This is a genomic window from Paraburkholderia kururiensis JCM 10599 = LMG 19447 (assembly GCF_003986935.1).
Lineage (GTDB): Bacteria > Pseudomonadota > Gammaproteobacteria > Burkholderiales > Burkholderiaceae > Paraburkholderia > Paraburkholderia kururiensis.
Genome location: NZ_RJZE01000024.1, coordinates 111826 through 132790 on the forward strand (window position 1 = coordinate 111826; position 20965 = coordinate 132790).

At 63.5% G+C, this 20965-nt stretch carries 14 protein-coding genes, 1 tRNA gene and 2 riboswitches; of the genes, 3 read left to right on the top strand and 12 right to left on the bottom strand.

The window, feature by feature from the left end; translation table 11 throughout:
- Positions 1-123 precede the first annotated feature (123 nt).
- From PKKP23_RS25950 to PKKP23_RS25985, 8 genes are all read right to left on the bottom strand, one after another.
- Entirely contained in the window at positions 124-1833 is a 1710-nt protein-coding gene (locus tag PKKP23_RS25950) for a thiamine pyrophosphate-binding protein (RefSeq protein ID WP_126878986.1), read from the bottom strand.
- A 153-nt stretch (positions 1834-1986) separates the two neighbouring features.
- A complete protein-coding gene (locus PKKP23_RS25955) occupies positions 1987-3375 on the bottom strand; it encodes an L-serine ammonia-lyase (RefSeq protein ID WP_126878987.1) in 1389 nt (462 codons plus the stop codon).
- 46 nt (positions 3376-3421) lie between these two features.
- Complete coding sequence (locus PKKP23_RS25960; protein WP_126878988.1) at positions 3422-4564, bottom strand: alginate lyase family protein; 1143 nt, start codon at positions 4562-4564, stop codon at positions 3422-3424.
- A 167-nt stretch (positions 4565-4731) separates the two neighbouring features.
- Positions 4732-7683: an aminomethyl-transferring glycine dehydrogenase gene (gcvP, locus tag PKKP23_RS25965; RefSeq protein ID WP_126878989.1), complete on the bottom strand. Its 2952-nt coding sequence runs from the start codon at positions 7681-7683 to the stop codon at positions 4732-4734.
- Between the two features lie 154 nt (positions 7684-7837).
- Positions 7838-8218 carry a glycine cleavage system protein GcvH gene (gcvH, locus tag PKKP23_RS25970; protein WP_126878990.1) on the bottom strand — a complete coding sequence of 127 codons (381 nt, stop codon included), beginning with the start codon at positions 8216-8218 and terminating at the stop codon, positions 7838-7840.
- A 78-nt stretch (positions 8219-8296) separates the two neighbouring features.
- Positions 8297-9415, bottom strand: a complete 1119-nt coding sequence (gene gcvT, locus PKKP23_RS25975) for a glycine cleavage system aminomethyltransferase GcvT (protein WP_017772228.1) — start codon at positions 9413-9415, stop codon at positions 8297-8299.
- A gap of 94 nt (positions 9416-9509) precedes the next feature.
- Positions 9510-9651: riboswitch (glycine riboswitch) on the bottom strand.
- A 43-nt stretch (positions 9652-9694) separates the two neighbouring features.
- Positions 9695-9786: riboswitch (glycine riboswitch) on the bottom strand.
- Between the two features lie 32 nt (positions 9787-9818).
- A complete protein-coding gene (locus PKKP23_RS25980; protein ID WP_017772227.1) occupies positions 9819-10229 on the bottom strand; it encodes a hypothetical protein in 411 nt (136 codons plus the stop codon).
- A gap of 92 nt (positions 10230-10321) precedes the next feature.
- Entirely contained in the window at positions 10322-11365 is a 1044-nt protein-coding gene (locus PKKP23_RS25985) for an oxidoreductase (protein WP_126878991.1), read from the bottom strand.
- A 310-nt stretch (positions 11366-11675) separates the two neighbouring features.
- Here PKKP23_RS25985 and PKKP23_RS25990 point away from each other — a divergent pair, with 310 nt between their 5' ends.
- Positions 11676-13766: a UvrD-helicase domain-containing protein gene (locus PKKP23_RS25990; RefSeq protein ID WP_017772225.1), complete on the top strand. Its 2091-nt coding sequence runs from the start codon at positions 11676-11678 to the stop codon at positions 13764-13766.
- Between the two features lie 161 nt (positions 13767-13927).
- The gene (locus PKKP23_RS25995) at positions 13928-14527 is read left to right on the top strand and encodes a hypothetical protein (protein WP_240659141.1); all 600 of its coding nucleotides are present in this window, start codon (positions 13928-13930) and stop codon (positions 14525-14527) included.
- Here the strand turns inward: PKKP23_RS25995 and PKKP23_RS26000 are convergent.
- A complete protein-coding gene (locus PKKP23_RS26000; RefSeq protein ID WP_126878993.1) occupies positions 14511-15431 on the bottom strand; it encodes a c-type cytochrome in 921 nt (306 codons plus the stop codon). The genes PKKP23_RS25995 and PKKP23_RS26000 overlap by 17 nt on opposite strands.
- 319 nt (positions 15432-15750) lie before the next feature.
- On the opposite strand from PKKP23_RS26000, the gene PKKP23_RS26005 reads away from it, so the two are divergent.
- Positions 15751-15826, top strand: a tRNA-Arg gene (locus PKKP23_RS26005).
- Positions 15827-15940: 114 nt separating this feature from the next.
- On the opposite strand, the gene PKKP23_RS26010 is transcribed toward PKKP23_RS26005, so the two are convergent.
- Genes PKKP23_RS26010 through PKKP23_RS26020 form a run of 3 tightly spaced genes read right to left on the bottom strand, consistent with a single transcriptional unit; the run spans position 15941 to position 20707 of the window.
- Entirely contained in the window at positions 15941-17344 is a 1404-nt protein-coding gene (locus PKKP23_RS26010; RefSeq protein WP_126878994.1) for a TniQ family protein, read from the bottom strand.
- Positions 17341-18426, bottom strand: a complete 1086-nt coding sequence (locus tag PKKP23_RS26015) for an AAA family ATPase (RefSeq protein ID WP_126878995.1) — start codon at positions 18424-18426, stop codon at positions 17341-17343. Before PKKP23_RS26015 ends, PKKP23_RS26010 begins: the two co-directional genes overlap by 4 nt.
- A gap of 13 nt (positions 18427-18439) precedes the next feature.
- Entirely contained in the window at positions 18440-20707 is a 2268-nt protein-coding gene (locus PKKP23_RS26020; RefSeq protein WP_126878996.1) for a DDE-type integrase/transposase/recombinase, read from the bottom strand.
- Positions 20708-20965: the final 258 nt, after the last annotated feature.

Here is a 20965-nt window from a genome sequence, read left to right on the forward strand (position 1 = left end):
CCAATGCCTGCGGGGCTTTTCTTTTGGGGCTCGCGTTATCGGCGGCGCGGAGCGGGCGGTGAATCGATGCACTCGGCATACCCGGCACACTCGGCGCACGGCACGCGTACGACGCACGCGGCCTCAGCCGCGCGCCTTCAGCGCCTGCTCGCGCAATTGACCGAGCGTAGCGGCGGGTGTGCTGGCGTCCTGCGGCACGCGCAGTTCGAGCAGCGCGGGCAGGCCCGAGTTGAGAGCGCGTTCCAGCGCAGGCAGGAAGTCCGCCGTGCGCTCCACCGTTTCGCCGTGTGCGCCGAAGGCGCGCGCGAATGCGGCGAAGTCGGGGTTCGTCAGCCCCGTGCCATGCACGCGGCCCGGATACGTGCGCTCCTGATGCATGCGGATCGTTCCGTAATGGCCGTTGTTCACCACGATGAAGAGCACCGCGAGGCCGTATTGCATCGCGGTGGCCAACTCCTGTGCCGCCATCATGAAACAGCCGTCGCCTGCGAACGCCACGACGGTGCGCTGCGGATACAGCGACTTCGCCGCAATCGCCGCCGGCACGCCGTAGCCCATTGCGCCGCTCGTGGGCGCGAGTTGCGAGCGGAAATGGCGGTACGAGAAGTGCCGATGCAGCCACGTCGCGTAATTGCCCGCACCGTTTGTCACGATGGCGTCTGCAGGCAGCCGCGCGCGCAGTTGCTGCATGATCTCGCCCAGCTGGATCTCGCCGGGCATCGGCCGCGGCTTGCGCCATTCGAGGTAGGCGCTGTGCGCTTGTGCTGCGCTGCCCGACCACACGGGCTCCTTCGAAGGCTGCAGTTGCGCGAGCAGTTCGGCGAGTTCCGGCATGCCGGAGACGATGGGCAACTCCGGCGCGTAGACCCGGCCCAGTTCCTCGGCGCCCTGATGGACGTGAACGAGCGTCTGCTTCGTCTTCGGGATGTCGAGCAGCGTGTAGCCGCCCGTGGTGGCTTCGCCAAGACGCGGGCCGAGTGCGAGCAGCAGGTCGGCATCGCGGATGCGTTGCGCGAGCGCCGGATTCACGCCGAGCCCGACGTCGCCCGCGTAGTTCGGATGCTCGTTGTCGAGCGTGTCCTGGTAGCGGAACGCGAGGCCGATGGGCAGGCGCCAGTTTTCGACGAAGCGCTGGAGGTTCTCGCAGGCCGCAGGCGTCCAGCCGCTGCCGCCCGCCACCACGAACGGCCGTTGTGCCGCTTCGAGCAACTCGCGCAGCCGCTCCATCTGCGCACGCGACGGTGAGGCCGCTACGCGCTGATAAGCCGGCGCGGGCGGCTGCGCCGGGCAGATGTCGCTCAGCACGTCTTCGGGCAGCGCGAGCACGACGGGGCCCGGGCGGCCCGACGTCGCCGTGTGAAACGCATGGCTCAGGTACTCGGGAATGCGCCGCGCGTCGTCGATCTGCGCGACCCACTTGGCCATCTGCCCGAACATGCGGCGGTAGTCGATTTCCTGGAAAGCCTCGCGGTCCAGATGTTCGCGCGCCACCTGACCGATCAGCAGGATCATGGGCGTGGAGTCCTGAAACGCCGTGTGAACGCCGATGGACGCGTGCGTCGCGCCCGGCCCGCGCGTGACGATCGCCACGCCCGGCCGCCCCGTCAGCTTGCCGACCGCCTCCGCCATGTTGGCCGCCGCGGCTTCGTGGCGGCAGACCACGGTCTGGATACGCTCCGTCTCGTCGTGCAGCGAATCGAGTACGGCGAGAAAACTCTCGCCGGGCACGCAGAACACGCGGTCAACGCCGTGGCCGAGCAGCGCATCGACGATGAGGCGCGCACCCGTTGTCGTATCGGAGGAAGAAGGGGCGGGAATGTTCGGCTGCGGCATTGCAGTGAAGCCTCCTGGATGGTTGGTCCTGAGTGGGTTCTGATCGCGGACCTGAACAAGAGAACGAGTTCAGCAAATCATCGGACTTCGACAGCTTACGACGGCAAATCGCGCAACGTCACGACGCGAATCACGCGCTCCCGCAAACGCGGCTCAGCACTCGACGATGTTCACCGCCAGCCCGCCGCGCGAAGTTTCCTTGTACTTCGTCTTCATGTCGGCGCCCGTTTCGCGCATCGTCTTGATGACCGAGTCGAGCGACACGTAGTGGCTGCCGTCGCCGCGCAGCGCCATGCGCGCGGCGTTCACGGCTTTCACGGAAGCCATCGCGTTGCGTTCGATGCAGGGAATCTGCACCATGCCGCCCACCGGGTCACAGGTGAGGCCGAGGTTGTGTTCCATGCCGATCTCGGCGGCGTTTTCCACCTGCTTCGGCGTGCCGCCCATGACGGCCGCGAGTGCGCCTGCCGCCATCGAGCACGCCACGCCCACCTCGCCCTGGCAGCCCACTTCGGCGCCCGAAATCGACGCGTTGAGCTTGTACAGAATGCCGATGGCGGCAGCCGTCATGAGGAAGTCGAGCACGCCTTGTTCGTTCGCGCCTGGCATGAAGCGCGTGTAGTAGTGGAGCACCGCGGGGATGATGCCTGCCGCGCCGTTGGTGGGCGCCGTGACCACGCGCCCGCCCGCGGCATTTTCCTCGTTCACGGCGATGGCGTAGAGGTTGATCCAGTCCACCATCGAAAGCGGGTCTTGCAGTGCACGTTCCGGGTTGCCCGTGAGCGCGCGGTAAAGCTGCGGCGCGCGGCGCTTCACCTGGAACGGACCGGGCAACGTGCCGTCCGCATCCGGATTGTTGATGCCGCAGCCGCGCGCCACGCACGACTGCATCACGTTCCAGATCTTCAAGAGGCCGGCGCGCGTTTCTTCGTCGGTGTGCCAGGCGCGCTCGTTTTCCCACATCAGCTGTGCGATGGTCTTGCCCGTGGCCGCACACATGGCGAGCAGTTCGTTGCCGGTGCGAAACGGATGCGGCAACTGGTCGACGGCGGCGAGCACTTTCGTGTTCGGTGCACCCGCCGTCACGACGAAGCCGCCGCCCACGGAGAGATACGTCGATTCGCGCAGCGTGGCGCCTTCGACGTCGAACGCGTGGAGCTTCATGCCGTTGGGATGCTCGGCGAGCGCCTGACGGAAGAAGCCGATGTGGTCATTCTGCACGAACGGCACGGCGTGCCGGCCCAGCAGCGCAAGCGCGCGCGATTGCTTCACGGTTTCGAGGCGCACGGCGATCGTATCGGGGTCGACGGTATCCGGTGCGTCGCCCATAAGACCGAGCATTACGCCTCGGTCGGTGCCGTGGCCTTTGCCGGTGGCGCCCAGCGATCCGTACAGATCCACCTTCACCGATGCGGTCGCGTCGAGCAGACCGTCGCGCTCGAGCCCCTGCGCGAACATCAGCGCCGCGCGCATCGGACCCACTGTGTGCGAGCTGGAGGGACCGATGCCGATTTTGAAGAGGTCGAACACGCTGACTGCCATTACTGCTCCTGGAACGAAGGATTGAGTGAAAGTTTTCCGCCGCGACTCAGCGTGCCGGCAACGGCAAGCACACGGCGAGCCACGCGGGCGGCGTGGGCGCGAGCTTCAGCGCGATGGGCGCATAGCGTCCGTCGAGGCGCGCGGCCAGGTGGAACAGTTCGGCCGCGTTCTTCGGGTCCCATTCGCCCGAATAGCCCGGTAGCCCGGCTTCGCGACGCTTCGCATCGAAGGCGACCGTGGAGTGCACGAACTCCTCGTGCGTCTTCTGGCCGAGCGCATACGGCGTGAGCCAGTTGAGCGCGGCGGCGAGCGTCGCGCCGCTGGGTGCGCGCTCGGGCAGCCAGTTGCGGTTGTGCCGGCGTGCCGCAAGCGCAGCCGTGACAAGCGGCTGCAGGTCGTACGTGACGTAGTGCAGCGCGTCGCGCTCGGTGAAATCGACGGTGGAGCCGTCAGGCTCGATGTTGTCGCCGATGTGCTCCACGAAGAGCCGCTGCGCTGCCGCAATCATCTTGCGGTTATCCAGCGTGAACGCTGCCATCGCGATCAGTTTGATGCGGTGGCTTTGCCAGTTGTTCCTGAACGTGCCCGCAAGCGGGCGCGGCTGCGCGTCGATCTGCGCGATGTAGCCGTTGGCGAACTTCGTGAGGAAGGCCATCGTGGCATTGCGCGTCTTCACGGGCAGCGCGCTCGCGGTCATGTCGTAGGCGAGAATCAGCCCTTCGAAATGCGTTTCGTCGATGGGGTTGAAGCTCGGTTGATACGTGGTGACCCATGCGTAGAGCAGGCGGTCGACGAGCTTCAGGAAGCGGTCGTCCGTGGTGGCGCGCCAGGCGAGCGCGGCGTTGCGCATCAGGTCGAGATCTTTTTCGGCTTCCACGCTCTGGTCGTAGATGCCTTCGTGCGGCAACGTGCCTTCGGTGTGCAGCCGCGGCACCGCGTGTGGTGTTTCGTTCACGCGCGCCTGCACGTCGGCCACCAGTGCCTTGACGCCCGGGTCCGTGCTCGTGCGTTCGCTGCTTTGCAGCGCGGGCGCCGCACAGAAATTCATGGCCGCCAACGCCGCAGCCGCGGGCCATGCGAGCGCGCCACCGGCCACAACCAGCGCGGCGACGCGAATCGCCCACGAGGAAGACGCATGCCGCGAGCCGTGTACGGGCCTTGTTGTTGTCGTTCGCACCTCTCGCACCATGCGGGACTCCCGAGTCGAGCTGACAGGTGTGTGATGTTAACGGTTTGCGAGGCGCGAAGGCGAGTTTCCCGCGTCGCTATTGCGGCTGCTGGGCGCGGGGTGAATCGGAAGCTAGAGCTGAAGCGCTGCGGCGACCCATGAACCGGGCCGCCGCATGCGGGTAGCGATTACGAATCGGCGTAGTCCGAAACCGGCACGCACGAGCAGAACAGATTGCGGTCGCCGTAGACGTTGTCCGCGCGGCCCACCGGCGGCCAGTACTTGTTGGCGAGCAGCGAAGGCAGCGGGTAAGCCGCCGCTTCGCGCGAGTACGCATGCGGCCAGTCGTTCGCCGTAACGACGGCCGCCGTGTGCGGCGCGTGCTTGAGCGGGTTGTCCTCGCGGTCGGCGCGGCCTTCTTCCACGGCGCGAATCTCTTCGCGAATCGCAATCATCGCGTCGATGAAGCGGTCGAGTTCTTCCTTCGACTCCGACTCGGTGGGCTCCACCATCAGCGTGCCCGGCACCGGGAAGCTCATGGTGGGCGCGTGGAAGCCGAAGTCGGCGAGGCGCTTGGCCACGTCGTCCACGGTGATGCCGCTCGTTTCCTTGATGGGGCGCAGATCGAGAATGCACTCGTGCGCAACGAGCCCGCCCGGGCCCGAATACAGCACCGGGTAATGCGGCGCGAGCTTCTTCGCGACGTAGTTCGCGTTGAGGATCGCGGTTTCCGTTGCGGCGGTGAGGTTCTTCGCGCCCATCATCGCGATATACATCCACGAGATCGGCAGGATCGACGCCGAGCCATACGGCGCGGCCGAGACGGCGCCAATCCCTTGTTCCGCGCGCCGGTAGCCCGACGAAAGCTGGTTCGGCAGGAACTGCGCGAGGTGTGCGCCCACGGCGACCGGACCCACGCCCGGTCCGCCGCCGCCGTGCGGAATGCAGAACGTCTTGTGCAGGTTCAGGTGCGACACGTCGCCGCCGAACTGGCCCGGCGCCGTGAGGCCGACCATCGCGTTCATGTTGGCGCCGTCCACGTAGACCTGGCCGCCGTGCGCATGCACGATCTCGCAGATCTCGCGCACGTTCTGTTCGAACACGCCGTGCGTGGACGGGTAGGTGATCATGATGGCGGCGAGCTTGTCCGCGTGCTGCGCTGCCTTCGCCTTCAAGTCTTCGATATCGACGTTGCCCTGCGCATCGCACGCCACGACCACGACCTGCATGCCGGCCATGTGCGCCGACGCCGGGTTGGTGCCGTGCGCGGACGCCGGAATCAGGCAGACGTTGCGATGGCCTTCGCCGCGCGACGCGTGATACGCGTGGATGACGAGCAGGCCCGCATACTCGCCCTGCGAGCCCGCGTTCGGTTGCAGCGAGACAGCGGCGTAACCGGTGGCCGCAACGAGCATCTGTTCGAGCTGGTCGATCATTTCGCGATAGCCGACCGTCTGCTCGGCGGGCGCGAACGGGTGAATCTGGCCGAACTCGGGCCACGTGACGGGCAGCATTTCCGAGGTGGCGTTGAGCTTCATCGTGCACGAGCCGAGCGGGATCATCGAGCGGTCGAGCGCGAGGTCCTTGTCGGCGAGGCTGCGCAGGTAACGCAGCATTTCCGTCTCCGAATGGTGGCGGTTGAACACGTGGTGCGTGAGGTACGCGCTCGTACGTTCGAGGCCGGCCGGCACTGAGCCGAGTGCGCCCGTGGCGCTTGCCGCGAGTTCGGCGTCGAGCGCGTCGACTTGCGGCACGTCGTTCGCGAAGGCAGCTTGCGCGAACACGGCGAGCAGGTCGGCGAGGTCGGCGCGCGTGGTGGTTTCGTCGATGGAGACGCCCACGCGCGTTTCGCTCACGTGACGCAGGTTGATGCTGCGCGCGAGCGCGGCGTCGTGCAGCGCCTGCGTGCGGGCGCCGGTTTCGAACGTGAGCGTGTCGAAGAACGTTTCGTTGACGAGCGTGTAGCCGAGCTTCTTCGCGCCCGCCGCGAGCAGCGACGCGATGCGGTTCACGCGCAGCGCGATGGTCTTGAGACCACGCGGGCCGTGATAGACGGCGTACATGCTGGCCATGATGGCGAGCAGCGCCTGCGCCGTGCAGACGTTCGACGTCGCCTTCTCGCGGCGGATGTGCTGTTCGCGCGTTTGCAGCGCGAGGCGCAGCGCGGGCTTGCCTTGCGCATCCACCGTCACGCCGACGAGGCGGCCCGGCATCTGACGCTTGAACTCGTCGCGCACGGCGAGGTAAGCCGCGTGCGGTCCGCCGAAGCCGACCGGCACGCCGAAGCGTTGCGCGTTGCCCACCGCGACGTCCGCGCCCCATTCGCCAGGCGGCGTGAGCACGGTGAGCGCGAGCAGGTCGGCCGCGGCGACTACGTGGCCGCCCGCGGCGTGGATGGCTTCGGCAAGCGCGCGGTAGTCGCGCACGTCGCCGTTCACGCCGGGGTACTGCAGCAGCACGCCGAATGCGTTGGCGCTTGCGGCGTCGGCCGCGGGGCCGACCTTCACCTCGATGCCCACGGGCGTGGCGCGCGTCTTCACGACTTCAATGGTTTGCGGCAGCACGTCGTCGGCCACGTAGAACACGTTCGACTTCGGCTTGCCCACGCGTTGCAGCAGCGTCATGGCTTCGGCGGCGGCTGTGGCTTCGTCGAGCAGCGACGCGTTCGAGATGGCGAGACCCGTGAGGTCCATCACCATCTGCTGGAAATTGAGCAGCGCTTCGAGGCGGCCTTGCGAAATCTCCGGCTGATACGGCGTGTAGGCCGTGTACCAGGCCGGGTTCTCGAGCACGTTGCGCAGGATCACCGGCGGCGTGTGCGCGTTGTAGTAGCCCTGACCAATGTACGTGCGGAACACCTGGTTCTTGTTCGCCAGTTCGCGCAGCGCGGCGAGCGCTTCGGCCTCGGAGAGCGGCTGGGCGAACGGGCCCAGCGGCAGCGGGTCGGCACGCCGGATCGCCTTGGGAATCACCGCGTCGATCAGCGCGGCGCGCGACGCGAAGCCGAGCGCGTCGAGCATCGCCTGCTGGCCGGCTGCGTCCGGGCCAATGTGGCGCTCGGCGAACGCGTCATGCACTTCGAGCGCCGCGAGTGAAAGAGGAGTGCGGTTCATCAGGTGATCCGGGTGGTCGAGCTTCATGAGGGTTCCTGCCGGCGCGGCGTTCCGGGGTCGCTACGTTGCTGCGAGGTTGCTGCTACGTCGCTGCAATTTAGCAAAGGGCCGGAGGCGCCGCGCCTGTCGTGGTGACGGCTGTAAAAACTGCGCGAACTGCGCTTTAAGACTGCGCTTGAACTCAGGCGCCGATGGCTTTTTCGTAGCCGGCGGCGTCGAGCAGCTTGTCGGTGGACGCACCGGCAGCCGGCTTGATGCGGAAAAGCCAGCTGGTGTACGGTGCGCCGTTCACCTGGTCGGGCGTGTCGACCAGGCTCGTGTTCGATTCGACGATCTCGCCCGAAACCGGCGCGTAGATGTCCGAGGCGGCCTTCACCGACTCCACCACGGCCACGCCGTCGCCCGCCGAAACGGCCTTGCCCGCTTCGGGCAGTTCGAGGAAGACGATGTCGCCGAGCGCTTCCTGCGCGTGGTCCGTAATGCCGACGGTCAACGTGCCGTCAGCTTCGGTGCGGACCCATTCGTGCGATTCGGTGTATTTCAGTTCGGCCGGGATGCTCATTGGATGCTCCTGTGCTTGATTCGGTAATGGCTAAAAAGAGGGCGGGACGCGCGCCGCCGGTAGCTCGATCCGGCCGCTTCAGCCGGTGAGCACCTTGCCGTTGCGCACGAAGGGCAGTTTTACCACGCTTGCGGGAAACGCCCGGTCGCGAATCTGCACCTGAACGGCGTCGCCGGGCTGCACGCCTTTCGGCACGCGGGCGAACGCGATGGATTCCTGCATGGTCGGGGAGAACGTGCCGCTCGTGATCTCACCCTCGCCGAGCGACGTAATCACTTTCTGATGCGCGCGCAGCACGCCGCCCGCCTTGCCGTTTTCCTTTTGCAGGATCAGACCGACGAAGCCGCAGCGCGAAGCTTGCGCCTCGAGCGCTGTGCGGCCCACGAAGTCGCGCGGCGTGGCAAGGTCGACGGTCCAGGCGAGGCCGGCGTCAAGCGGCGAGACCTGTTCGTCCATGTCCTGGCCGTAAAGATTCATGCCGGCTTCGAGGCGCAGCGTGTCGCGTGCACCGAGCCCGCAGGGGCGCACGCCCTGGCGCACCAGCGCGTCCCAGAATTCGCAGACGAACGTGGCGGGCAGCACGATTTCGAAGCCGTCTTCGCCGGTGTAGCCCGTGCGTGCCACCATCAGCTCGCCGAACGGCGTGTTGTCGATTTTCGCGGCGTTGAAGGGCTTGAGCAGTTCGGTTGCGGTGCGCGTGGACGGCGCGACCTGCCAGACCTTGTTGCGCGCGTTGGGGCCCTGCACGGCGACGATGGCGAGATCGCGGCGCGGCGTGATGGTGAGCCCGAAGCCGCGCTCGGCATTGAGCGCTTCGAGCCAAGCGATGTCTTTGTCCGCGGTGCCCGCGTTGACGACGAGCCGGAAGCTGTCTTCGGCGAAGAAGTAGACGATCAGGTCGTCGATCACGCCGCCGTCGCGGTTCAGCATGCACGAGTAGAGCGCGCGGCCCGGCGTTTGCAGCTTGCCGACGTTGTTGGCCAGTGCGTACTCGAAGAAGGCGCGTACGCGCTCGCCGGCAAAGTCGATGACGCACATGTGCGAGACGTCGAACATGCCTGCATCCGTGCGCACGGCACGGTGTTCGTCGATCTGCGAGCCGTAGTTGACGGGCATGTCCCAACCGCCGAAGTCGACCATGCGGGCGTTGAGCGCGCGGTGCGTGGCGTTGAGCGGAGTGCGTTTGAGTTCGGTCATGGGGCCTCAGGCTTGGCTTGTTGAACAAGCGGCGAAAACAAAAAGGGCCATGCAGCGAACCTCACGCGGCGAAATGCCGGCGGACGGTTCGGTGCATGGCCCCTCTGTCCTCGATACCTGAGAGATTGCGCTGCCGTGGCGATCCAGCGATACACGGCGAGGCGCGCGCCCCTTCGGTGGGCAGCCTGCCCGCGAGGCTTGCGCCGGGGCTACTGCCGCTCTCCAGAGTTCGGACGGTGTGCCAGTTTTGCGCCCGTTTCCGGGGGCGGGCTGGCGGTCCGGCGCGCACGGTCCTTTTGCCTGAGAGTTTGCGGGTTGCCCCTTCGGCGGCGCCGGCTCAAAAAACCGGCGCGCTCTCCCGGCGCGCGTGGCGATTGTGAGGGAGCCGCCGGGGTCGTGTCAATTACTCGCCAATTATCCGCGAGGCGCCGTCCAGTTCCTGATTCAGCACGCGCTGTTCGTCAGCGGAAACGCCGCCGCCGTGCTGCGCGGCCATGTCGTGCGCTTCCTCGCGGATCACGTCGAGCCGGTGATGCAGCGAGTCGCCTTGCGGCTGTGGATAGAAGCCCTTGTCGACGCGCGCATCAATGCGGCGATGCAGGATGTCGATGCGGCTATCCACTTGGTCCAGCCGGTCGAGGCCGATGTCGCGGGGCGGCGGAGCCGGCGTGGGGGCCGGCGCAGGTCGCGGCTGGGATTGCGAAGGAGGCGGCGGGGGCGGTGCATGGGGTTTGCGCGGCGGCCGGGGCGCGACACAGGCGGCCAGAGCGGAAATCAGCGCGCAGGCGGCAAGCGCGCGGATCATGCGAGGCATTCCAGTTCTCCTTATGGCGATGATGGCGGTGGCTCTTATGGTTCTTCCCCGGAAGACGAACGGCCTTACGTACGTGAGGTGCATCAGGCGCATCACGCGCGTGCAAAGGCGAGCGTGCGGCCTTCTTCGGCGCTGCGATTGGCCAGTTCGATGATGGTCATAACGTCCACCGCGTCCTGTGCGCTGACGGGAAACGGCGCGCCGTCGCGAATCGAGGCCGCCAGCGCCCGATAGAAGCCGATGTAATCGCCGTCGCGCGTGGCGTGCGCCCGCTCCACTTCCTGTTCGCCTTCGATCACGTGCAAGAGCCCCGGTTCGTTGCCGCCGCCGAAGCCGGCGTCGCCGGGACGCAAGCCGGCCTTCAACTGGTCTTCCTGGGTGTCGAGCCCGTTCTTGCGGTAGCTGCCGCGCGTGCCGTGAATGACGAAACGCGGCGCAATGGCGGCGAGCGCGCTGGCGTGCAGCACCACCTGGTGCGCCGCGTAGCCAAGTTGCAGATGCACGTAGTCGGGCGCGGTGCCGTGATCGCGATGTGTCTTCACGGTCGCGGTGACGGTTTGCGGCGTGCCGAACAGCACGAGCGCCTGGTCGATCAGATGCGGGCCGAGGTCGAACAGCAGACCGCCGCCGCGCGCCGCGTCTTCGCGCCAGCGCTGACGCACGAGCGGACGGAAGCGGTCGAAATGCGATTCGAAGTGCGTGATGCGGCCAAGCTTGCCGCTTTCCACGAGGTCACGAACGGTGAGGAAGTCGCCGTCCCAGCGGCGGTTGTGGAACGGGGCGAAGAGGCGGCCCTGCTTTGCGGCGAGATCGGCGAGCGTGCGGGCTTCGGCGGCGGTGAGCGTGACCGGCTTGTCGACCACCACGTGCTTGCCGGCTTCCAGCGTGCGTCGCGCGAGGTCGAAGTGCGTGTCGTTGGGCGTGGCGATGACGACGCATTCGATGTCGCCGAGCGCGAGCAGCGCGTCGAGGTCGGGCACCACGGTGGCCGCGGGGAAGTCGGCACGGGCGCGCTCGGCCTGGCCGGTTGCGATGGCGGCAACGGTCGCGCTGCCGCAATGGGCGATGACCGGCGCGTGAAACGTCTGGCCGGCGAAGCCGTAGCCCATCACACCTGTTTTCAGCGGAGCAGTCATGAAAGCTTCCTGCAAAAAAACGGCGCGCTGTCTTGCCACCATGGCGGCAGCGCGAGACAGCGATTGTGACACGCTGAAAGCGCGGACGTTGCCGTATGACGCCGGGGCGCGGCTGTCTGACGCCGCGGGCGCCGCCGTCTGAAGCCGGGGCGGCTTCGTCTCAGGCTGAAGGCGCTTGCGTCGGAAGCCAAAGGCACTTCCGTCTCAGGCCAAAGGCGCGCCCCGTGTTAACATCGCGGGTCCAACTTCCGCCGCCGCGCGTGACTCGCGCCCGCGGCGGTGCCACCTGTCATTCCCCATTCCAGCAACGATGTCCGCAGGCCTGAATTCCGCCCAAAGCGAAGCGGTGCGCTATCTCGACGGTCCCTGTCTCGTGCTCGCCGGCGCGGGCAGCGGCAAGACGCGCGTGATCACCCAGAAGATCGCGCATCTCATCGAGGCCAAAGGCTTCGAGCCGCGCCACATTGCCGCCGTCACCTTCACGAACAAGGCTGCCGCCGAAATGCGCGAGCGCGTGGGCAAGCTGCTCGAAGGCAAGACGCTCACCACGCCCGGCAAGGAAGGCCGCAAGGTGCCGGTGAACCAGCTCACCGTGTGTACTTTTCACTCGCTGGGCGTGCAGATCCTGCGCCAGGAAGCCGAGCACGTGGGCCTCAAGCCGCAGTTCTCGATCATGGATTCCGACGACTGCTTCGCCATGATTCAGGAGCAGGTGGGGTCCACGGACAAGGGCTTCATCCGCAAGATCCAGACCATCATTTCGCTGTGGAAGAACGGCCTCGTCACGCCCGAAGAGGCCATGGCCACGGCGTCGAACGAGGACGAGCACCAGGCGGCCATCGTGTACCGCAATTACGTGGCGACGCTGCACGCGTATCAGGCCGTGGATTTCGACGACCTCATCCGCCTGCCGACCGAGCTCTTCGCAAAGAACGAGCCTGTTCGTGACCGCTGGCAGAACCGGCTGCGTTATCTGCTGATCGACGAGTACCAGGACACCAACGCGTGTCAGTACGAACTGCTCAAGCTGCTGGCCGGCCCGCGCGCCGCGTTCACGGCGGTGGGCGACGACGACCAGGCCATCTACGGCTGGCGCGGCGCGACGCTCGAAAATCTCGCGCAGCTCGGCAAGGACTTCCCGAAGCTGCACGTCATCAAGCTCGAACAGAACTATCGGTCCACCGCGCGCATTCTCACGGCGGCGAACAACGTCATCGCGAACAATCCGAAACTCTTCGAGAAGAAGCTGTGGTCGGAGCACGGCATGGGCGATTCGATCACCGTGACCGGCTGCAACGACGAGGAGCACGAGGCCGAGTCCGTGGTGTTCCGGCTCTCGGCGCACAAGTTCGAGCGGCGCGCGCAGTTTCGCGACTACGCGATTCTCTACCGCGGCAACTTCCAGGCGCGCATCTTCGAGCAGGTGCTCAGGCGCGAGCGCATTCCCTACGTGCTCTCGGGCGGCCAGTCGTTCTTCGACAAGGCCGAGATCAAAGACCTGTGCGCCTACCTGCGTCTCATCGCGAATCCCGACGACGATCCCGCCTTCATCCGCGCCATCACCACGCCGCGGCGCGGCGTAGGCAACACGACGCTCGAAGCGCTGGGCGCGTTCGCGGGGCAGGCGAAGGTGTCGCTGTTCGAGGCCGTGTACATGGGCGGCATCGAGGCGCGCCTTTCGGCGCGGCAGATCGAACCGATGCGCACCTTCTGCGACTTCATGCAGCGCCTCACGGATCGCGCGGACAAAGACCCCGCCACCACCGTGCTCGACGACCTCATGGAGGCGATTCACTACGAGGCCTACCTGTACGACGCGTTCGACGAACGCCAGGCGCAGGCGAAGTGGCAGAACGTGCTGGAGTTTCTGGAGTGGCTGAAGCGCAAGGGCACCAAGCCCGAGCAGGCCATTTCGGAAGAAGGGGAGGCGACCGGCTACGACAACGCCGACGGCCTCGCGGACACCGGCAAGAACCTGCTGGGCCTGATCCAGACCGTCGCGCTGATGTCGATGCTGGAAGGCAAGGACGAAGACCCGGATGCGGTGCGCCTGTCGACCGTGCATGCGTCGAAGGGGCTCGAGTATCCGCACGTGTTCCTCGTGGGCGTGGAGGAAGGCATCATGCCGCACCGCGGCGGCGCGGACGACGAACCCATCGACGATGCGCGCATCGAGGAAGAGCGGCGCCTCATGTACGTGGCGATCACGCGCGCGCAGCGCAGCCTGCATCTGAACTGGTGCAAGAAGCGCAAGCGGGCGCGGGAGACTATCGTGTGCGAGGCGTCGCGCTTCATTGTCGAGATGGGCCTCGACGAGGCCCCGCCGCCCACCGAAGACGAGGCGCCGATGACGCCGAAGGACCGGCTGGCGAGTCTCAAGGCGTTGTTGCAGAAGGCTTGAGGGGAAGGCGGGCGAAAAAGGGAGAATAGGCGCCCATCGCAGCGCCGCTCGAATCGAAGACCCTGTGATCGAAGACCCTGAGCGGCCAGGGCTCATTGCCGGCGAGGCGCTGTTTGGGGGCTAGAGTGGCGCTCTGCCCCCACCGGAGAGGCCATGTGAAGATGCCCGCCGCCGACCGTTACCGCGCCCTGCTCGATGCGTACATCGACGCGAAAGACAACAACCGTCCGCAGCGAATCCACGATGTGTTTGCTCCAGACGCCGAACTCGTCTTTTCGCTCGCTATCGCAAATATCACGTTTCCCTCGCGCGTAACGGGCGCCGATGCCATTGCGAAGACGCTCGTGACCGACTTCGGTGCGCGCTACAGCCGGTGTCGAACCTACTACGTTTGCGATGCTCTGCAGCCGCGAAACGGAAGCATTGCGGCGCTGCCGTGGCTCGTCGTGATGCGTGAACCCGAGGCCGGAACGCTGCGGATCGGGCATGGCGTCTACGACTGGACGTTCTCGCCTGCCGTTGGCGAGGCTGAGCCTCGCGTCACGCGCTTTCACATTCAGATTGCCCGTATGGATGTGATCGCGGACGGCGACGCGAGGTTGCTCGCGCAAGTGCACGAGCGACTTTCCTACCCCTGGCTCTCCCCGGTCGCGCTGCGTGACGAACTCGATGCGTTGAGACGCGCCACGCCTGCTTTCGCATTCGTGGCGCCGTTCATCGAGCCCGCGGCTCCGCTCGTTTCGCTTACTTCGCCGCGCTGACCATGTAATCGACGGCGGCTTTCACGTCGGCGTCGGACGCGTTCGAGCCGCCCTTCGGCGGCATCGCGCCCTTGCCGTGCAACGCGTAGTTGTAGACGACGTCCATCGGGTCTTTCAGGCGTGGCGCCCAGGCTTCCTTGTCGCCGAACTTCGGCGCATTGAGGACGCCCGCGGCGTGGCAGGCCTGACACACCTGCTGATAGAGCGCCTTGCCCGCCTGCGACGCGTCGGCACTCTGCGTGGCGCCCGACGCCGGAGCCGCGGCCTGCGGCGCGCTCGCGATCGCGGCCATGGCGGCGGCGGCCTGCGCGCTGGCGGCCGATGCGTCGGCGCCAGGTGCCGCCGCTGCCGTTGCGCCGCCCGATGCGGCTGCCGCAGCCGATGCGCCCTGTGCGCCGGCGGCCGGCTTCGGCGGATCCTGGAATTGCGCGCCACCGTGATTGGCCATGTAGGCGACGGCAAGGCCGATTTCGTAGTCGCTGTAGTCGTCGGGGCTCGTGCCGCCGCGCGGCGGCATGGCGTTCTTGCCGTTGAGGGCGTTGTGCCAGAGCGTGTCGAAGCCCTGCGAGATGCGCGGTCCCCAGTCGCCGGAGTTGCCGAACTTCGGCGCGCCGGCTGCGCCCGCCGCGTGGCACGCGGAACAGACCGCCTGATAAACCTGCTCGCCGGTTTTGTAGACGTGCGGCGCGTTGGCGTCGCGCAGGTTCAGCTGGGCGATGGGCGCGACGCGCCTGGCGACGGCGGCGTCGGATAGCTCGTCGGTGCCCGCGCCTGTGCGCGTCGAGTTATCGACGTAGTAGGCGAGCAACACAATGACGATGACGGGAATGGCAAATCCGGCGACGACAGCGGCGATCAGCTGGCCGGGTGTTTTGATCGGGGCTCCGTGGGGTGCTTCGCTCATGCTTGTCTCGTCTCCGTTGATTTTGTGAGCGGTACAGCAGGACGGCAACGACATGATTCTGATCAAACACGAGCGATTATAGACGCAAGGTTTTGGCGACGGCGAGCGTGGGCGTCGGGTCTTCAGCAGGCGTTTACCCGAAAGAGGGCGGGAACGTCGAGGGTCCTTTCTCTAGCTGCGGACGGCTGAAAATCGTACCGCGGGCCGCCTTGGGACGCGGTCCCGTCACGGCTGCGCGGTGGACGCAGGCAGCGAAAGCGGTTATTCTCTCGGTCTCGCTGAGCGCTGCAACCCCCGGTTGCGGCGCTTTCGTGTTGAAGCGCCCGTAGCTCAATGGATAGAGTACTGCCCTCCGAAGGCAGGGGTTGCTGGTTCGATCCCAGCCGGGCGCGCCAAAATTCGAAGTGATACCAGGTCGGGCCGATGATGTGCCTTTACCCTACAGATGTCGCAAACGACAACAGTAGGTAACTGTATTTGTTACAAGTCGTCCAGTTCTGGACCAAGTCCTACGTTTTGTTCACATACAGCCGCACAACGGGCGGTCCGCCTCGTCTTGCGATTGGTGTATCGGTTTTCTGGTGTGCTTCCAATTGAGCACGTTGTACTTTTCGGTGCTTAAGTGCGCCATGCACCTCGACGTCAACTCGCTCAAGCACTAGTCGTCGGGCTGGGTAGATACCTGCATCGACAAGTGCGCAATGTTCAGCCAGATAAGCACGGGAGAAAGCTTCAGTCGCTTCACGTCGCGATGCACGTCGATTCTCTTCGCCTCGCTGGACAAGCAACGCATTTTCGACCGGGAAATGTCTCCTGAGAAATTTTCGCGATACATCGAGCACATCCGATGCAGCGCTCGCGTCGCTCACTTCTCCGTCTTCCAAAAGCTTTCTAAGCCGCATTCCTATCTCAGCGAGCGGCGATTTGGCCCCTCGGCGTAAATGTTGAATAATCCGTGAACTTTCATTCTTCGACGGCGATTGAAAATGTTTTGTCACTTGCTTGCCCAGTAGGATGTCGGTAACTTCACAGCTACAACATCGGGCCACTAATAAAAGGCGAGGTAAGCTCATCCGCACCTGTCCGTGCACCCAAGCGTGAACCTGACTCTTCCCCACCCCCAGTTCCGCAGCAAAATGCGCCGATTTGCTATCGAAGAAAGTGTCGATGACGTGGTGAAGAAACGTTGACTGAGCCGATACCGAGTACGTCATGGTTTGGAATGCGGCAGAGTCGTCAATGAGATTTGCAACCAAGCGTGCGTCTTCGATTTCATCTCTCGAGGCGGGGACGCGCTTGTGTCCCGACTTGAGAAACCTTTGCGCAGTATCGTCGCGATTGTTATTTGCTAGCTCGGGTCGATGAATGTAGCCCGGTTCTTTTGGCAACACCATCAGTCGAAGCTCGTGAATCGGACACGCGTTGACGGCGGCGACGCGCCACAAGAGGCGGTCATACGTTGCGCGGCCCGCTGCGATATCGTCTTCGTAGCAAGCGGGGCAACACCTCCGGCTTACAGATTGCAGCTTGAAAGTTGATATGAAGTCTTTGAATGGGAGCAGAGTACATAACTCTAAGTCGTCACGCCGAGTGAGGTGATTCAGAATGTTGGCCCACTGTTTTGCCTGCGTAGTAACCCCTGAGACGCCAACAGCAAAATCTGAAGTGCCGACTTCTTGAACCAGCCGCTGAGGATTGACTTTGAAAATCTCGAACGCTGCCGGGCCAATAACGCGCCTCGTCAGCGAGCCTCGACTGACTCGGTGCTCGGCCGCTAACCGAGCGATATAATTACCCAGTTCTTCCCTGTCTGCACCGCAGCAGCCGTATGGGATGATATTGAATAAGACTGACCTCGGGGAGGAGTCTTCAGGCCATCCTCCGGGCCGAGTAAGCGATAGCACACTGCTCATCGTTGCGCTCCCCCGTGAGATGACTGGTGACCATTTTTCGTTTGCTCCAAGCCGAGCTTTGCGAGCATTTGCTTTTCGCTCGGATATGTTCTTTGGCCCGAGGCTTTTAGGTACGGTACGACGGCCGCTTCGCCCGCAAGTGTTTCCATTGCAATCGTCTCGTGAGCAACGGGAGAAGGAAAGGCATTCCACAAGTACTCGTCATGCCATCGCTCCACCCTATCGTAAGCGCACGCGCGGACGGCCTTCGCTAGAGTCTGGGACGCGTACCCGGACAATCCGATGTGAGCGCGAAAGAGTGGTTCAATGTATTTGCTGAGGGGTATGTCGAACGGTAGCGGTATAAACCTTTCGAATTCCATCAGAAACGTTGCGAACGCTTTGACGTCTGCGTCTGTTTGACGGTATCGAGCGAACTCCACCACTTCAAGGCGACGCGTCAGTTGACCGCTCGCCTTCATTAGCTTCTCCGAGCCGTAGGCACCGACAAGAATGAGGTTGAGGCCGGCGCGGTTTGCGAGGGATTTCAGTAAATTGCCGTACTGGAGGGGCGGTGTGGCGCTATCCGTCAGATGTACCGCCTCATCAAGGATAACGTACCGGACTTTGCGCATTCTAAGTGCGTGGTCGAGCATCATCCTGCTGTTATTGATTGCGGCGTTTATGGTTTGCTTTGAATTTGTCTCATTTAGTAAGAACTCAGGTGCTATCGTATTTAGGTCTTGCAGCAAATTTTTGTAGAATAGTTGCCAGTTAATCTCTTTTCCGTCAGCAGCGTCGATTTCATTAAGTACGACAGGTATCGCCCCGGGGTCTTCCTGTATTTCAATCTCATGCTTTTCCAACAGTTCTTCCATTATGAGCTTCGCGAAAGTTGACTTCCCGACACCAGCCGGACCCGTCACAATCGTTATTGAAAGCTCGCCGTGAGGTGTTGTGTTCTGACGAACCTTTTTGCGTACCGCCTCGAGATTCGGATGAGTAAATCGCATTGAACGAAGATACTGGAACTTGTCATCAGGACTACCTTGCATTGCTTGAGCCAGACGCGATGCTTCCTCAAAACTAAGGCGCTGTTCCATACTTTCCTCCGATTCAGATGGGCCCTTGTGTGTGCAGTTTGTCGAAGTCAATCTTGAAAATATCCTGTCCCGGCAGGAGGGGGTCTTGGGTTGTTGGTAGCGCAGGGCTGCGGAAAACGGACGTAGCCGCGTCTTCCGTGCGTTCGGGCACAGTGAGCGCGGCGGGCATTGAAATGATTTGGTCAGTAGTCAGCTGAGACTGGTCTTCGATAAGTCGTGCATTCCCATATACCTGCCGGGTCGCTTCAGTTGCCGCGGCTGCATCTGGCGGACGATAGTCCAGGAGCACAGACTGGAGCACGAACTCCATGTCTTCTTCCTTCACACCTTGGCTACGAAGGCGCACCTCGTAGATGACGTAACGCCATTCGATAGCCGTCAGTTTTCGATACTTCATAAGCAACTGCGAGGTACAGCGGACCCAGTCGCCTTTTACCTTCGCGTAAGCGATGCTTACGTCCCACATATCGATTACCACGTCAAGCGTCTGGCCGTCGCGAAGTGAACTAGCTGAAAACTCCTTGCACGTGTACCAGACGTGTCCAATCTTGATGCCCCTTTGCTTGTCGAGCACCCGGGTAGAACCATGAGTCGAAGGGGGCACACAGGTTCGAATGTAGAACTGTCCGTCGAAATCGATTCGTCGAGCGAGGCGTCTGCCGGTCTGGCCCAACCGAATATGCATATACTCGATGGGCGTGTGGCCATGTGCGGGGTGCACGCGCAGGTTATAGTCCTGGAAGAAATACTGGTCTAACAGGCCATGAAGCTGCGCAAAAGTTAGAAGTTCGCCGCTCAGTGGATTGATTGACTTTGTGACCGTTCTTACGTTGGCAAGTGCTTTGGAGGTACCGAGTAGATTGTGAATGAACTCCGTGTTGAGGGTTCCGAAAAGGCGTTCGATGACATTCCCAAAGCGCGCCGCATGCGCCGGCCGGAACTGCAACGTGATATCGAGCCAATCGCACAATGCATCAAACGCATCTGAGTGAAATTCCTTGCCGTTATCGACGACAATATAGGCGGGGACTCGTCTGTGTACCTTCACTATCACTCTAAGGACCATCATGCAACTGACAGTGCTCGGCGCGTGTAAAGAGAGATAGAAGCCTAGTACGGCGCGAGTTTCTGCATCGATTGCGAGCGTCAGCCACGGCCGACGCCGAAAAATCCGACCACCCCTTCCTCGAATTGCGATGAATATGTCCAGCTGTGTGTGGTCGATGTGCACGCGATGGAAAGGCCGTCCGCCATGTATCTTGTCGGTCAGGTACAGATACCAAACGGCGGGCTCCTCCGCATAGACCACTCTGCTGCCACGACGCGCTTTCTTGTCGACAAACTTTTTTGCGTGCTGGGTAAACGTCTTCCGCGATACGGCATCGATGCCTTCTTCAGCACTGAGCCGGACATAACGCTTGTAGTTCGCGCTGCCACCGGGATTGGTCGGGTTATTCCCTTCTTCTATCACCCTGCGAATGAGGTCCAACTGCTTCTGTAAAATCTGGGAACGCCCACCGCTGCGGCGCTTGCGCGTTGCGGCCCAGCGCCTGGCTGTAATTGAGTCACCGGCCTCCCGTACCTTCTTCAAGATGCGCTGGATTTGGCGTTTGCTCAAGTTGGTGCGGACAGGCTTGCCCTCCTCGAGAGCCTTAACCATCAGAAGGCGGTTTTTGCCGTCAATAATCTGTTCATCTGTGAGTCCTTCGATTCGCGAAAGGACGTCGTCGATAGAACGCGTTGTTGCTATCAGATTGATGTCGCGTCGGTACAGCGCCTGCTCGAACATGGGGATTGGCATCAGTGTGCCGACACGCGACTGCTGGTCAAAGTAAGAAACCGTCTCGCTGTTGACCATCGAGACCTCAAAGACCTCTGGCCGGTCGCGATACATGAACTCAGTGCCGATGTCGACATTGAACAGGACTTCGTCGTTTGTCGCTCTTGGCACCGGACGGCTGAACACGACTGCTTCCAACTGCGCGCGCGACGCGCAGACGATGACCTCATCGGCCTCGGAGAGGTCATCGAACTCGAGGTCGACGAAGAGTCGCTGCCCGGCTATGGCTTTATAAACGTCGTCGACAACGAATGCGTCACGAGGCGTGTCGACAATGAGGTCTTCGTTCCAAGGGGTGCGGTCCGGGTAAGCATGACTCAGAAGAAGGTCCAGCGTCATGGGGCAGGCACCACTGGTAATCTTCTCAATTGCTTGCCACGCTGAATCGGTGAGCGGCGCGGCTCTGTCGCTGAGGAAGTCGCTCAGGATGTTGATTTGCACGGAAACTTGACCCGGCCAGGGCAGTAATTTGCATCGAATATTGACCCACGTAGAACACTGACCTGCTCGGCAACGGGCAGGGGAACGGAGTGATCGACGTGGCTATATTGAGCATCATCCGACGCTGGCACGAGCAATCGTCAAGAGTGGTGTACGCGGGTCAGGCGGCATGATCAGGCGGCCAGCGCTTGAGGAGCCGGTGTGCTTTCAATCACCGGAGTGCCGTCCTTGAAGGGAATGCCCTTCAGGAGCGGCTCG

Coding starts and splice junctions, on each gene's coding strand:
- PKKP23_RS25950 (WP_126878986.1), bottom strand. CDS start 1,833: ATGCCGCAGCCGAACATTCCCGCCCCTTCTTCCTCCGATACGACAACG.
- PKKP23_RS25955 (WP_126878987.1), bottom strand. CDS start 3,375: ATGGCAGTCAGCGTGTTCGACCTCTTCAAAATCGGCATCGGTCCCTCC.
- PKKP23_RS25960 (WP_126878988.1), bottom strand. CDS start 4,564: ATGGTGCGAGAGGTGCGAACGACAACAACAAGGCCCGTACACGGCTCG.
- gcvP (WP_126878989.1), bottom strand. CDS start 7,683: ATGAAGCTCGACCACCCGGATCACCTGATGAACCGCACTCCTCTTTCA.
- gcvH (WP_126878990.1), bottom strand. CDS start 8,218: ATGAGCATCCCGGCCGAACTGAAATACACCGAATCGCACGAATGGGTC.
- gcvT (WP_017772228.1), bottom strand. CDS start 9,415: ATGACCGAACTCAAACGCACTCCGCTCAACGCCACGCACCGCGCGCTC.
- PKKP23_RS25980 (WP_017772227.1), bottom strand. CDS start 10,229: ATGCCTCGCATGATCCGCGCGCTTGCCGCCTGCGCGCTGATTTCCGCT.
- PKKP23_RS25985 (WP_126878991.1), bottom strand. CDS start 11,365: ATGACTGCTCCGCTGAAAACAGGTGTGATGGGCTACGGCTTCGCCGGC.
- PKKP23_RS25990 (WP_017772225.1), top strand. CDS start 11,676: ATGTCCGCAGGCCTGAATTCCGCCCAAAGCGAAGCGGTGCGCTATCTC.
- PKKP23_RS25995 (WP_240659141.1), top strand. CDS start 13,928: ATGCCCGCCGCCGACCGTTACCGCGCCCTGCTCGATGCGTACATCGAC.
- PKKP23_RS26000 (WP_126878993.1), bottom strand. CDS start 15,431: ATGAGCGAAGCACCCCACGGAGCCCCGATCAAAACACCCGGCCAGCTG.
- PKKP23_RS26010 (WP_126878994.1), bottom strand. CDS start 17,344: ATGAGCAGTGTGCTATCGCTTACTCGGCCCGGAGGATGGCCTGAAGAC.
- PKKP23_RS26015 (WP_126878995.1), bottom strand. CDS start 18,426: ATGGAACAGCGCCTTAGTTTTGAGGAAGCATCGCGTCTGGCTCAAGCA.